General features: G+C 46.0%; 9 protein-coding genes. 2 read left to right on the plus strand and 7 right to left on the minus strand.

The window, feature by feature from the left end; all coding sequences use genetic code 11:
- Nucleotides 1–63: 63 nt before the first annotated feature.
- From recC to rmuC, 6 genes are all read right to left on the minus strand, one after another.
- Nucleotides 64–3,744 (minus strand): exodeoxyribonuclease V subunit gamma, encoded by a 3,681-nt coding sequence (gene recC, locus G3R49_RS07180; protein WP_167869163.1) that lies wholly within the window; start codon nt 3,742–3,744, stop codon nt 64–66.
- Nucleotides 3,745–3,836: 92 nt separating this feature from the next.
- Nucleotides 3,837–5,876: a DUF3488 and transglutaminase-like domain-containing protein gene (locus G3R49_RS07185; protein ID WP_245335283.1), complete on the minus strand. Its 2,040-nt coding sequence runs from the start codon at nt 5,874–5,876 to the stop codon at nt 3,837–3,839.
- Nucleotides 5,863–6,930: a DUF58 domain-containing protein gene (locus G3R49_RS07190; RefSeq protein WP_167869164.1), complete on the minus strand. Its 1,068-nt coding sequence runs from the start codon at nt 6,928–6,930 to the stop codon at nt 5,863–5,865. Before G3R49_RS07190 ends, G3R49_RS07185 begins: the two co-directional genes overlap by 14 nt.
- Nucleotides 6,930–7,841, minus strand: a complete 912-nt coding sequence (locus G3R49_RS07195) for a MoxR family ATPase (RefSeq protein WP_167869165.1) — start codon at nt 7,839–7,841, stop codon at nt 6,930–6,932. The genes G3R49_RS07190 and G3R49_RS07195 overlap by 1 nt, the downstream gene beginning before the upstream one ends.
- A gap of 174 nt (nt 7,842–8,015) precedes the next feature.
- Nucleotides 8,016–9,974, minus strand: coding sequence for a transglycosylase SLT domain-containing protein (locus tag G3R49_RS07200; RefSeq protein ID WP_167869166.1), 1,959 nt, complete (start codon nt 9,972–9,974; stop codon nt 8,016–8,018).
- A gap of 225 nt (nt 9,975–10,199) precedes the next feature.
- Nucleotides 10,200–11,696 carry a DNA recombination protein RmuC gene (gene rmuC / locus G3R49_RS07205; protein WP_167869167.1) on the minus strand — a complete coding sequence of 499 codons (1,497 nt, stop codon included), beginning with the start codon at nt 11,694–11,696 and terminating at the stop codon, nt 10,200–10,202.
- A 263-nt stretch (nt 11,697–11,959) separates the two neighbouring features.
- Between rmuC and msrP the strand changes: the two genes are divergently transcribed.
- A complete protein-coding gene (msrP, locus tag G3R49_RS07210) occupies nt 11,960–13,000 on the plus strand; it encodes a protein-methionine-sulfoxide reductase catalytic subunit MsrP (protein ID WP_167869168.1) in 1,041 nt (346 codons plus the stop codon).
- A gap of 11 nt (nt 13,001–13,011) precedes the next feature.
- Nucleotides 13,012–13,734, plus strand: coding sequence for a protein-methionine-sulfoxide reductase heme-binding subunit MsrQ (gene msrQ, locus G3R49_RS07215; protein ID WP_167869169.1), 723 nt, complete (start codon nt 13,012–13,014; stop codon nt 13,732–13,734).
- Between the two features lie 169 nt (nt 13,735–13,903).
- Here the strand turns inward: msrQ and G3R49_RS07220 are convergent, their stop codons facing one another.
- Nucleotides 13,904–14,098 (minus strand): hypothetical protein, encoded by a 195-nt coding sequence (locus G3R49_RS07220; protein ID WP_210147138.1) that lies wholly within the window; start codon nt 14,096–14,098, stop codon nt 13,904–13,906.
- Nucleotides 14,099–14,367: the final 269 nt, after the last annotated feature.

Raw genomic sequence — 14,367 nt, forward strand, 5'->3', positions numbered from 1 at the left:
CTGTTTGTTGAGTTTTTTCAACTGTGGCTTTTACAATTGGGGCTTTGGTATTTAACTCAGACATTAGCTTAGCTCCTTAGCGCCAGCAGCTTGATTAACGACTTGAGCGTGCTGCTCGATGGCTGCACCAGTAACAAAGGTTTCTAATTCGTCGAGTGCATCACTGTGATACAGGCTCACCATAGGGGCAAACAGATAGTCGACATTTTGGGTAAATGCTGGCGTGTCGAAGTTGTCAGGGAAGCTAAATAAGCGTTTGTTGTGCGCCTCATCGCCCTCTAAAAATGATGACTGGCTACTGTGCCATTGACCTTCTGCGGCATTTAACTTTTCTTGATGCTCACCCTCGGTGCTGGCATATACAAAGCTGGTACGTGGCGGTAAGCAAAGTGGCGTAGATTGACCTGCGACAAAGTAGCGCATAAAACGTGATAGCTGCGCGTTGGCTTGTTTGGCGCTAAGCGGGGCAAAGCTATGGAAGTTTTTAATATCAATCAGGTAGCTATGCTTGGTTTCGCCCATGGCGTTTAAGCATAGATGGCGCAGGTACAGCTGAATAATATCGCGACCATGGGCCTGACTTGGGCGATAGCCCACAATGCCCTTAGTGCATAGGTTATCGATACGGCCGGTAAGCTGCAGTGTAGTCAAATGGGGCGTTGTTTTGCCCAAATCGACATTGCACTCTAGATCAATGTTAATCGCGGTTAGCTCGTCAACATTATCGTCTTGATACAGGTAACGTACGCGGCTCACCAGTGGAGCAATATCTTGCTGATAACGCTCAAGGATCAAATCGTTAAAGGGGGCGAGTGGCAATCCTCCTGCAGCTTTTAAAGTATTGATTAGTTGATCTGAAGTGTCGTCCTGTTCATTGTCTGCACTGTTTTGGGTATTGCCTAATGTACTGGCTAGCGCATTGCTAATGAGCAGTGATTGTGTGTTGTAACGCGCAAGGTTGTCTTGAGCGAATGGCTCGTCATTATCATCGGCATCGATATTAAGCGATAAATCCAGCTGCAAAGTACGGTTAAAAAAGTACTGTGCAGGGTTGCGATAAAAACGCATTAGCGCTGATAGCTCAATGTCTTGTGTGGTATCAAACGGCAACAGATTTTCATCTAATTCATGTGATGACGTTGGCGCTTCAATGTTAATAATCGGCTTGCTACCAATAAAGGCTGTTGGCGCTTGTTGCCCTGGCTGCGTGGGCGGACACCATTGCTGATTAAAGCTGTGCAAGCTTGGTTTTAGCTCATTGGCTTGATAATGCTGTTTATCGAAAGGCTGTAATGGCTGCTCGATGATAAGCTGCTCAAGCACGGCTTTGTCCAGCATTGTTTGTTCAAGCTGGGCAGGATTATCTGACGCCGCAGCTTCAGGCAAGTAGCTCATTTGAATAAACTCAATGAGCTCAGATACCAACATTGACGGTAAACGCTCGGTATTATCGCGCTCGCTGTGACCAATATAGCTGATATATAGCTGCTGCCTTGCAGATAATAGGGCTTCAAGGAACAGGTATCTATCATCAAGCCTGCGAGAACGGTCGCCTTTTTCTGCGCCAAAGTGCGCCATCAAATCAAACCCGACAGGGTGTTGTACTCTAGGGTAGACGCCATCGTTCATGCCCAGCAAACATACCACTTTAAATGGAATTGAGCGCATTGGCATTAGGGTACAGAAGTTGATGCTACCGGCAAGATAACGTTGACCAACGCGTGACTCTGTCAGCCTTTGAGTAAACCACTGGCGTAAGATTTCAATTTCCAGTTTGCCTTTATGACCTGCATTGGCAAGCTCAGTATCTAATGCCGCTAAGGCTTCGCGCACCGCAAGGAGCTGTTGCTGCTCATCATCTATGGCGTCATAACAATCATCAAGTAATTGACCGAGCAGGGCGAGTTTGTCGTGACTGTTGATGTCGGCTTTAAACTGCTCGCTAAAGTAATCTATGGTTTCGATAAAGTTAAGTAGTTTACCAAGCGCCTGTGCTGATTGCCCCTCAACGCCTGCAACAGGCAAGGTGTGCTGATAAATATCGGCATCATCATGCATGGCATAACCAAGAATGAGGCGTTTGATGCCAAATGCCCATGAGTTTTGGCCAAACTCTGGTAGGCCAAGCTCGGCTCGGCTTTGCTCGTCACGCCCCCAACGAACATTGGCATCTTCTAACCAACGTCTGATCAGGTTTAAGTCGTCATCATCAAGCCCAAAGCGGCGCAGAATTGCTGGTACTTCGAGTATGCTGATGATTTCGCTTAATGAGAAACGGCTCTGGTTGATATTGAGCAGGGTTAGAAAGCTATTAATTAATGGTGATTCTTGGGCTGCGCCGCGATCGGCAATGGCATAAGGCAGATAGCGGTTGGCCTTGTGCGCTGAGTTTTCATCATGCCAATAGTTGGCTAGGTCTTCAAAGTGCTGGCTGTTGGCCGTACCAAAAACTGCGTCGATATAAGGCGCGTAGGCGGCAACGTCGGGCAGCATGATCACAATATCTTTTGGCGCCAACTCTGGATTATCGCTTAGCAGATTTAAGATATGATCGTGCAGCGTTTCCACTTCCCTAAGTGGGCTATGGCAGCTGCGCAGGGTAATGGAGTCATCTACTTTTGACAGCGTTCTGCGGCCATTGATGTCTTGGTAAATATCAGCCTGCGGGCCAAGGGCTCGGCCTAAGGTTTCCATTTGCAAAATGTCGTATTGCACGCCATGGAGCAGGTTGTCTGGCTCAACTTCGATATAGCAATCATCGCCAAAGTCGGTGTGAGATTCTGGCAGGCTCAGCATTAAATCCAATAGCTCGCGCCCCATTTTACCGTTGTTAGCCAGTAGTGGATTGCCGACTTCTAGGGTGCTTTCCCAGTTGGCATCAAGCTGCTTTTTGCCCGCATATTGCAAGGCCATACGCGCACGCACTTTCGGGTCGACAATATCGCCCCAATAGTGCTGACAAGGGCTGAGGGAAAAGATAGTGACATCAATGCGCGTGGCAAGTTTATACAGCACCTCAAGGGTTTGCGGCGGCATGGATGAGATACCAAATACGAATAAACGGTTGGGTAGTTCGCTGATGTCGGTATTTGGATTTTCCAGCGCGCTAAGTAGGTCTGCGTGTAGGTTGGCCCTGTGATACTCGCTTTGCGCCAAGGTGTCGCGGTTATAACTGATTAGCGCTCGCCACAGTTTGGCTTGCCATAATTGATTTTCATCGAGTTTAAGTTTGGGGTGTATCTCAGTTAGCGGCTGCTGTCGCTCCCAGGCTAAAATCCACTGAGGCCTGTACACTAGGTATTGGTCAAAAATATCGGCAATACGGCCACATAATTGATACAGCTTAACGCCATCAATTTGCGCTAACTGCTCATTATCAATTGGCGACGTGAGGCTTAAATACTGAGTTAACGGGCTAAAGTCGGTATCACTAAGCAGTGTCGGCAAAAGGTCAATGAGCTTCCAGGTCATCGCTGCTTTGGTAAAGGCGTTATCTTTAGGCACATTGGGCAGTAAGCTATGGCACAGTTGCCAGGTAAAGCTTGATGGCAGTGGGAAGGTCAGCCCTGCAGCGATTTGATTGTACTTGGCGACTTCTAACCTTAACCAGGTCGACATGCCGGGGCTTTGCACCAGAATCGATTCATCGGCAAGGAGCGGCGCACCTTCAGCAGGCGTTGCCAAGCATAATGACAACTGTGCTGATAGCACTTCCATTTGATTTGATTGAATTAATTTAAGCATGCTCAGTCCGCTAAGCTCTAACTTGAAGAGAATATTGTATGTGTGTAATGGCGTAGCACAAGTAAATCAGTACGCGTAATGAAGAATTTGCCTTAAAGCGCACAAAAGCGTAATCCTAAATACAATTTATAATAACGCCTGCGCAACTCATTGGCTTGTGGCTGGCTAAGTGGTTGGTATTTAAGTTGATTGTAGATGGTGCTGAACTCACTAAACTTTTGCGCTACTTGCGGATTGCTCGATGCCAGAGCTTCACTCACCTGAGTGTCAAACTGACTGACGGTCTGTCCGTTTTGTCTTGTAATGCCGCGTTTATTTAAGCGGGTGCAAATTCGGTTATAGCGCTTAATTAGGCTGTCTTTTTGCTTAGCACTGCTAAACAGCCCAGCGTAATAGGCGATCATGGTGGCAATAGCAATCAGGCTAACTAGCATAAATAGCGCCACTTTACTTGCATCTGCGCTGCCTAATAAGTTTGCTAGCAACTGTTGTTTGCGGCTTTCATCAAAGCCAAGTACCCACATGCTCCAATAAAAATCGATACTCGCCATTTGTTGCCTGAGCTTGTTAAGCAGCGGGTAGTCCTTCATACGTAAGGTACTGAATGGACTGTCGGCAAGATAGGTGTCTTGGCTGTTAAAGGTTGCGTCAAAGCCATCGAGAATACGCTCTGGGGCGATCATCGCGGTTGGATCAAAGCGTTGCCAGCCTTTACCTTCAATCCACACTTCAGCCCAGGCGTGCGCCATATATTGATACACGCTGTAATAGCGTGCATTCGCGTTGTATTCGCCGCCTTGATAACCGGTGACCATACGCGCTGGAATGCCGCTAGCGCGATTTAAATAAACAAAAGCAGAAGCATAATGCGCGCAGAAGCCTGCACGGTTTTCAAATAGAAAGTCATCAACTTGCTGCTCGCCCAATGGCGGCGGGGTTAAGGTGTAATAAAACGCGTTTTCGGCAAAGTGGCGCATAAACGCATCGACACGCTCTAGTTCATCTGGGTATTGCTGTTTAAATGATTGGCCCAATGCCAGAGTTTGTGGGTTGAGGTTTGCGGGCAAGCCTAGATTAATCTTGCGGGTATTGTCGCTGAGCTCGAGCTCCATTACTTGCTGAGGATAGGAATCGACTCGGTAACTTAAGCGCTGGTCAATCGGGCGCACTGAGTACAGGCGATAATCTTGCAGCTCGACCACATGGGGCGCGTCAGAGTAGGCAACGTTTAACCCATAAAGCCATTTCTTATGGCTTGGTTCACTGATAATGGTATAAGCGAGGCGCTCGCCACTATTTGGGGGTACTTGACGTTTGGGCTTTTCAACGAATGCCATGCGCTGCTTGTGTTTAATGCTATGGTCTTGGCGCCAGGTTTTGCCGTCGTATTTTTCCATTACTAAGGTGCGCCAATAAAGCTCACTATTAGTTAATTGCTGGCGGTCGGAGTCAGCTTCAAATGTTGCTCTAAAGGCGAGCTCGTCAGAGCGGGTGAGCTTGCCTATATCGCCAAAGCTAAGTTCATTGGAAAGCCCGGTTTGTGCCACTTTTAGGTTCGGCGCCAGCCATAATGGACCAAGGCGTGGAAACACCACAAAGAGCAAAATCGCTAACGGTAAACTTTGTAGCATGATTTTAGCTGCAAAAATGGCATTGGCTTTTTTCAAGGCTTTGTCTTGATAGACGCTGATCAACACGCAAGAGTTTATGACCGCAACTAATAGCATTTGCATAGTAAACAGCATTGATTGCTGCTCAAGTAGGGCAAAAGCAATTAAGAAATATCCTACTAACACCACGACTTTTACGTCTCTTAACTCACGCATTTCAATATACTTCAGCGCATAACCTAGCAGCAGCAAGTTAACGAGTGCATTGAGCGCGCCGATTTCGGATGCAACTAACCCCAGTGTTGAAGCTGCGCCTATGGCGAGCGAAGTGACGAGCAGCTTAGGCGGGGCAGAGACTTTGCCAAAATAAATACCGATGCGCCACACAAAGCAAATGGCACAAATGCCAATACTCCAAATGGTGGCATTGCTATATAAAGGCAGCAGCACCACGACATTGGTGATGAGCAACCAAAACAAGGTATTGCGACTAATGATGCTATCGAAATTATCTTTCATCATCGGCCTCGCTTTGGTCATGCAAGTCATTAGCTGCCATGGCAGGTTTAAACAGTGCGATAGCTTGCTGACACGCCTGACGATGGGCCTCACCCGTTTCAGGTTCGATAGTTTGCCCAACAAGTGCTAAGCCAAACATTTGCTTGGCCTTGGTTAAGGTGTCAACTTGCCAGGCAAGGTGGCTAAGTTGCGACTCGGGTGGCTCACCACTTCGAGGATTGAAGGTAAGCCACACTGGTGCGCCTTCTGGCTCGGCAAATTCTTTGCTCAGCATGCCGCGGCCTTGTGCCCATTGTTTCCAGGCGACCTGTTTAAGCGACTCGCCCGGCACATAGCCTTTTAACCCTTTGAAATCATCGACACCGGGTTTGAGCTTACCGTGCTGCTCATTAATTGGGTCAGGCGTGTCAACACTGCTTAGCTGAATATCACTTGGCAGCGGTTTGGCGTAAATCACATGCTCAAGGTCAAGATCGACATAAGACCAGGCTTTACACAAGCCTAAAGGGAAGTTTGATGAAACGGTAATTCGCCCTGGCTTTAGTAGTCCGCGTTTCGGTTTGTCGAACGGCACTGAGGCATCGGTTAGTTCGTTGCTGTGATGTACGCGGATATGCCTTTGTTCGCTAAAGTTTAAACAAATTTGTTGATGGCTGGTGGACTTATGTTGTTTTGTTGTTTGGCCGCTTAGTTTTATCGGGAATGGCATAGATTCACCAGCATGTGCTTCTGGCGCAGGCAAAGCGCTAAAAGTGAGTCCAGCGAGGTTTTTATAGCTGTAGATAATGCAGGTATGAAATACGCTGGCCAGTAGCAGGCTTAAACCTATGACCAAGTTGTTTTGATAGTTAGTACCAAACAGGTACAAGACGACCACCAAGGTTAACCAAGCAAGCCCAAAGGCGCTAGGCAAAATAAAAATGCCGCGATGACTTAGAGTGACTTTTGCTTGTGGTGGAAGGCGGCGCTTAATCCAACGCTGCCAGCGTTGTTGCAGTGCCTTGGGTATAAACCGCTTCGTCCATGGCTGAGGTGATTTTTTGCGCTTAGCGAACATCAGCGGATAGGGTTCACTTGGGTCAAGATTGTATCTGACAACGCGCGGCCTTGCAGGGCACTGGCGCTGCGAATTCGATGCTCAGCTACTGAAGTGAATACTGCCTGAATATCTTCTGGTACGAGATATTGTCTGTCGTTGATAAATGCCCACGCTTTAGCTGCTTGCAACAGAGCGATACTCGCACGCGGTGATAAACCATTGGCTTCAGCCTGCTGGCGTGAAAAATCAACCAAGGCAATTAAGTACTTCAGTACCGCATCTGATGCTGTCACTTCACCTACTTGACGCTGCAGTTCAAGAAGCTCTTGTGGTGATATACATTGTTTTATTTCGACTCGCTCAGCGCCTTGTTGATGGGTTTTGAGCATTTCAAGCTCAGCATCTTCATGAGGGTAACCAATCGAAATGCGCATCATAAAGCGATCTAACTGTGACTCAGGCAGTGGGAAAGTGCCTGATTGATCTACCGGGTTTTGGGTGGCGATAACAAAGAATGGCTGCGGCAGTGAGTAGGTTTGTCCATCCTGAGTGATTTGATTTTCAGCCATGGCTTCAAGCAAGGCACTTTGGGTTTTTGGGCTGGCGCGGTTAATTTCATCTGCCAGCAACATCTGGTTGAATAGCGGCCCTTTGTGGAAGGTAAAGCTCTGGATATTTTGGTCAAAAATCGAAACCCCAAGTAAGTCTGCAGGCAGCATGTCGCTGGTAAATTGGATCCGTTGGTAACTCATACCAAGGCCACTTGCGAGGCCATGAGACAAGCTGGTTTTACCCATGCCGGGAAGATCTTCAATTAACAAGTGGCCTTTAGCAAGAATACAAGCAAGTGCCAGTTTAATTTGATCGGGTTTGCCGATTAAAACTTGCTCTAGTTGGGTTAGAAGTGAGTGAATCTTTGCGTTGGCCACAGTGTCTCCCTAACGAATTGGGTTAAGCACATACCTGTACTTGTAATAATTATTGTATAAGCGATTGATGCGCAAACGTAAGTTGACTGTATCTCGATTAAGCTAAATTAGCAAAGCTAGGCAATCGCATAAAGTTCGATATAGCGATGCCCAGCCGTTTAGTTGAACAGCTATTTAGTATTTGAACGCTAACTCTTGCTCGCTAAACATAGGCTCGGCGACTTTTTCTTGGTACTGAAAAATAAGCCGATAGCTAAATACCGCTTGCACATACTCACGGGTTTCTCGATAAGGGATCGACTCGATAAAACTCATCACATCAAGTTTGCCATCAGATCGTTTTAGCCAACGTTTCACATTACTTGGCCCAGCATTATACGCCGCAGTAGCCAATACGCGGTTGCCATTGTATTGGTCTACAAGTTGCCCATAGTAGGCACTACCAAGCATGATATTAAGCTCAGGCTTGTACAATGAGCGTGTGCCAGCGTATTTGAGCTTGTTGCGTTTGGCGGTTTGTTTGGCGGTGGCTGGCATCAATTGCATTAATCCTCTGGCGCCAACACCTGAGGTCGCATAAGGATAAAAAGCACTTTCACGGCGACTAATAGCCCGGGTTTCGTACTCACTTACCTGGTATTTTTTGCTGGCTTTTTTGAATGTGGCTTTTTCAGCTGGCGGAAAACGCAGCTTGAGGGCATTCCAGGTTTTAGCTTGAATACTTGATTCAACACCTAAGTCATACCATTGTTGGTTAAGTGCATATAGGCCATATTCTGCGCGCATGGCTTTATCTTGACGGCGCAGTAGGGCAACCCATTCCCCGCGGGCATCAATTAACTTATCTATAGCTCTAAGCTCTATCACGCGAGCAAAGCCTGGGTCGTCGTATAGCTTGGCTTTAAGTTTACTATCAGATGCTGGCATCTTGTTGTTCATTGAAAATGGCACCTTGATTTGCTCAGCAGCATAAAAACCATAAAAATTACGGTTTTTACTTAATGGGTCGTACATGGCTGAGTCAAACTGACCTGGCTTACTATCAAGCCTTGCTTGCCAATACTGCCAGCGAGCGTTTGCCTTAGCTTTCTCAGACAGTAGAGGCATAAATTGGGCTAAGGCTTTTAAGTCAGCGTCGCGAATTGCCCAGCGTAGGCGCATTTCAACAAGGTCATCTGAATCTAAATCTTTTAGTTGACTGTCGGCGTAGGCTAGCACGCTTTGTTTTTGATGAACGAGTGCGCGACGCACTAAATAGTGATTAAGCTGATGCGACTCATACTGACTAAAACGGTCTTTGTTATCGTATTTTTGATAGAGCTTGGTGGCTTGTTTCAGGTCGCGCTTTGCAAGTTTTCTAAGGCCAACATAGACAATATCGCCCACGACTTTTTGACTGCCACTAAATTTGCGGGTATGACGCAAGCTGTTAGGGTCGCTGTATACCTTTAGCAATAAATCGACTTCAGCTTTACGGCTTGGCAGCTTTTTACCTAGCCACCTAAGTAAGCTGGTTTGGTTAGCGTTAAAGCTAAGTAGCATACGTTGCCATATTAGGGCGTCCGTACGTTTACCCGCTTTGGTCCATACTTTAAATAGTGGATCGCAAGCTTTTGGACGAGAGCGACCATGTAACCACAATTGCTCAGCGCCTTTGTAACCAATCTGTTTGTCACCGCGCTGCAACTGAGCGCGGTTGTAATAGCATTGCAGCGTGACATCGCGCGGCGTGTCAGGTGAGATGGTTAGAAAGTCTTGCCAACGCTTTTGCTCACCAGCAGCCGATAAATAGCGGTACCTTAAGGTGTTATAAAGCGCTGTGGTTTCAAATTTGGCTAGGGCTTTCTTGGCGTCTTTGCCGCTCATTTTCATGATGCCAGCTGACTGCTCATGGTAATCGAGATAAATGTTAAGCGGGTAGTTAGGAATTTGCTTGCGTAGCTGTTTATATTTATTTAGCTGCTTTTTATCTAATGCTGCTTTGGCATCAAGGTAGATTTGTTGCTCTTTGGTGTAGTTACTGCTTGCGACAGCATTGCCACCGAAACCGGCAATCGCTAAAGCACAAACGCTCAGCATGAGAAGGCTCACAATATGGCGCGGATAGTGATACGAAAACCAGTTTTGCTGCATGAATGCTTATCCCTAAACTTCAATCAAAAAACAATATAAAGGACGCAAGTGCTGTGGCTTTTAGGAATGTATACTCCTGTCCACCGCGGCTTTGGTGTGCTTGCTCACTTGTTTACTGACAACACTGAAATGAGCTGTGTACTGATTGAATCAAGTACCAAGTGTAGCTGAGCAATTACATATTATGCTTAACGCTTACTTTAAATAGAGGTAATTAATGAAATCTTAATTTTTATCGCTCGATTCGTCTAATGCTTGTTGTAATAAATTATTTTCAATTTGTTTACTGGTTTCCACGCCTAATTGCTGCATTTGATGCGCCTGGCGAATGACATTGCCTTTACCTGTCGACAGTTTATTCATTGCTTGTTGGTAAGTTCTGTCAGCGGTTTCTAATGCACGTCCCAGTTTGTCCATGTCATCTAAATAACCACAAAGCTTGTCGTAAATTTTACCGGCTTGCTTGGCAATGGCTTGCGCGTTTTGATTTTGATATTCATAACGCCAAATATTATTAATGGTGCGCAGGGCAACCAACAGGTTGGTTGGGCTGACCAACATAATATTTTGCTCCAGCGCATAATTAACTAAGCTAGGGTCGTGCTCGATTGCAAGCAAGAACGCTGGCTCAATTGGAATGAACATCAACACATAATCCAAACTCTTCAGACCGTGAAGTTGATGATAGTCTTTTTGGCTTAGCTCTTTGATGTGCTGGCGAATCGAAATTGCATGCTCTTTTAACGCCTGTTCACATATTTGTGGATCTTCGCTGTTGAAGTAACGCTCATAAGCACTTAACGATAATTTGGCGTCGATAACCACGTCTTTGTCATTTGGCAGATGCACGATAACATCTGGCTTGAAGCGCTTGCCGCTGTCATCTTTCAGTTGTTGTTGAGTGTCGTATTCGTGGCCTTCACGCAGGCCACTTTCTTGTAATACTCGCTCTAGGATCACTTCACCCCAGTTACCTTGTTGCTTGTTGTCACCTTTTAGCGCGTTGGTGAGGTTAATGGCATCTTGACTCATCTTGAGATTAAGTTGCGCCAAATGTTCAAGTTGATGCTTAAGGGCGCTGCGCTCAGATTGTTCATGGGTGTATGACTCATGAACTTGCTTACGAAAACCTTCAAGTTGCTGTTTTAGCGGACCAAGTACACCATCCATTTGGCTGATGTTTTGCTTCTTTAAATTTTCGCTACGTTCTTCAAAGATGCGGTTGGCGAGGTTTTCAAACTGTTCTTTTAGTCTTTGCTCCGCAGATTCAAGTAGCGCAATTTTATCTGCCATGGCTTGTTGCTGCGTATCTGCCTGCGCTTTAATGCTCAGTTGCATGGCATTGGATTTAGACAAGTTAAGTTTAGACTCCATTAACTTGTGCTCGGTTTGTGCTAGCAGCTGCTCGGTTTGTTCTAAACGCTGAGCTTGAGCTTGAGATTTACCTAACTGCGCCAGCAGTTGCTCAACTTTGTCACGCAGATGGTGTTCGCTGTCTTGTTTATCATCGAGCTGAGTTTGCAATTGCTCTAGGGTGACATCATGGCGAGTTTGCATATCGTTGATTTGTGTTTGATGCTCTTGAATTTGCATGTCGGTGAGCATTTGCCATCGCTTGCGGGTGAGTCGCTGATTAAGTAAGGCACCAAGCATGAGGGCGAGAACAGCAACTGCGCCAATGGCGGCAAATTGCAGCGGAGTAAAGTCTAGGGAAACAGGCATGGTAGCGGCTCTAAAAATCAAAAAACTTAGCTTGGCATGCTTTGCTATTCGCCCGCAAGCCTAGCTTATAGGCTTATGCGTTAATTGCTTGGATTTTCGGCATAAAACTGGTTTCTAGCGAGTTAGAAAATTAATTCAATCGTTTTGAAATATTTACTCGTATTTATCTGTCTAATCTATACATGAGCATGTGGGCACTTCATGAACATTTGGATACACGAACAGACCCTAGTAGCCTGACATAGTCGATAACGGTGGTAGCAATGACAGCAAAAAAAGCATTTAGCAAAGGTATTCAACATCAAGCCAGTTGGCAGTTAAAAGATAATCAGGTGACGCCAGAAGCTGTGTTTAACCAGCGCCGCCATATCGTAAAAGCGCTAGGGCTAGGCGCGCTTGGCGCGAGTATTCCTGGTTACGTACAAGCGGGAATTTTTGATTTGTTTGGTGATAAAAAGCCGCAGGCACAGCCTTTTGTTACTCAAGGCCTTAATTTTACTCAGCCACAACTTTATCAAGCGCAGCAGGCATTAACCCCTGAAAACAAAGTCACTCGTCATAATAATTTTTATGAGTTTGGCACCAGCAAAAGTGACCCGTTTGATAACGCGCAGCATTTTAAGGTTAAGCCATGGACATTACAGATTGATGGTTTGGTAGATAACCCGCTAACGTTAGATGCTGATGACTTAACCAAGATGTTTGCCCTTGAAGAGCGCACGTATCGTTTGCGCTGTGTTGAGGCCTGGTCGATGGTGATCCCCTGGGTTGGTTTCCCGCTAGCAAGTTTGCTTAAAAAGGCGGGGGTGAAAGCCAGTGCGACTCACGTGGCGTTTGAAACTTTGTTTGATCCAGAGCAGATGCCTGGGCAAAAAAGTCGTTTAATGGGCGGTGGTATTCATTACCCATACGTTGAAGGCTTAACGATTGCAGAGGCGATGAATGATTTGTCGCTGATGGCAGTCGGTTTATATGGAAAAACCTTGCCACCACAAAACGGCGCGCCAATTCGTTTGGTGGTGCCTTGGAAGTATGGCTTTAAGAGCATTAAATCGGTAGTGCGGATCCGAGTGATGGACAAGCAACCGCCAACCAGCTGGAACCAGCTTGCACCTCATGAATACGGCTTTTACGCTAATGTGAATCCAAAAGTTGATCATCCACGTTGGTCACAAGCCAGTGAAAGGTCAATCGGTGAAGGGGGCTTGTTCTCTGCAAAACGTATCGACACCCAGATGTTCAATGGTTATGGCGAGCAGGTCGCGCACTTATATAAAGGCCTAGATTTAACAAAGAACTATTAAGGGGCAGTTTTATGCGGTTAAGCCCACGAGGTTTGTGGTGGCTAAAGGCTGGATTACATCTGGCTTGCTTGTTGCCCATTATTTATCTGGTTTACATTGTCGCTACTGATCAAGCTGGCGGCGACCCAGTGCAGTTAATCATTCATTACACCGGTATGGGAACCATCAATAGTTTACTGGCGACCATGTTGGTATCGCCTTTAGCTAAATGGTTAAAGCAGAGTTTACTTGTACGTACGAGGCGTTTGCTTGGGCTGTATGTGTTTGCCTATGCAAGCTTGCACATAGCGGCATTTTTAAGTTTGGACCTACTGTTCGAGTGGCAACTTTTGCTGCAAGAAGTGGTTAAACGGCCTTATATACTGGTCGGCGCAATCGCTTTTGTCATATTGGTTTTACTGGCATTGACTTCTTTTGAAGCGGTTAAGCGCAAAATGGGTAAGAGCTGGTTAACCTTGCATAGATTTATTTACCTTGCTGCAATTTTGGCTCCGGTACATTTTTATTGGTCGGTTAAATCGGAGATCATCGAGCCAGGGATTTATCTGTTGGTGTTTGCCGTGTTGCTTTGGCTTCGCAGGGCACAGATTGTCCAATGGCTGAAACCGAGCCGAGCAGGCAAAGCGCAGGCAAACAAAGGGCGCAGCGGGGGAGCTGCCAAACATGCTGTTAAAGCTGCTACAAACAAAGCTACTGCAGTAACCACTAAATCGAGTAGTAAAGCCATAAGCTAATCTTCAAACATTTAGTGAGGCGTAACCATAAAAAAGGGCCTAAGCAGGCCCTTTTGCATTTATGTACCTAAATCCTTACTCATATTGAGTTGTAGGTAAAGCATTTGAACGAATAGCAAGCTTACATTAGCTCACTGCTTAGCTTAACAAAGGTCTCAATGTTGCAACGCTAAAGCGTTAAGTGTGATGACAGTGAATGCTGACCTTGATCTTCGATAATGTCAGCAATCTGCTGTTGATCTACGTGTGTTAAGCCTGAGAACTCGTTAAGTAATCTGTCTTGCACGTCAAAAGGCATTCCCATCGCGTCCATAAACATGTGAACGCGTAAACTATCTCCTGACTCTAGTAAGTCTACGAGCATGCTTGCTTCGTACTCGACTAATCCATTGATAATGTAACCCCCATCTAATCTACATGGGTACTAACAAGTATAGTAAAGCCGGCAGCGCTCAGTAGATCGAAAAGCATTAAACGGTGGTGTCTTTGTAATAGAAATGCATAAAAACCGTAACCAAGCCTGTAACACTTTCAGGTTTTTCTATCAAAAGTCGCAATAAACGAAAATTTCACCATGATTTTAATTCAAAACTGAAAGTTTTTTGTAATTATTGCGTGCATCGGCACTTCGAT

This window comes from Shewanella sp. WXL01, assembly GCF_012263345.1.
In the GTDB taxonomy this organism is placed as follows: domain Bacteria; phylum Pseudomonadota; class Gammaproteobacteria; order Enterobacterales; family Shewanellaceae; genus Shewanella; species Shewanella maritima.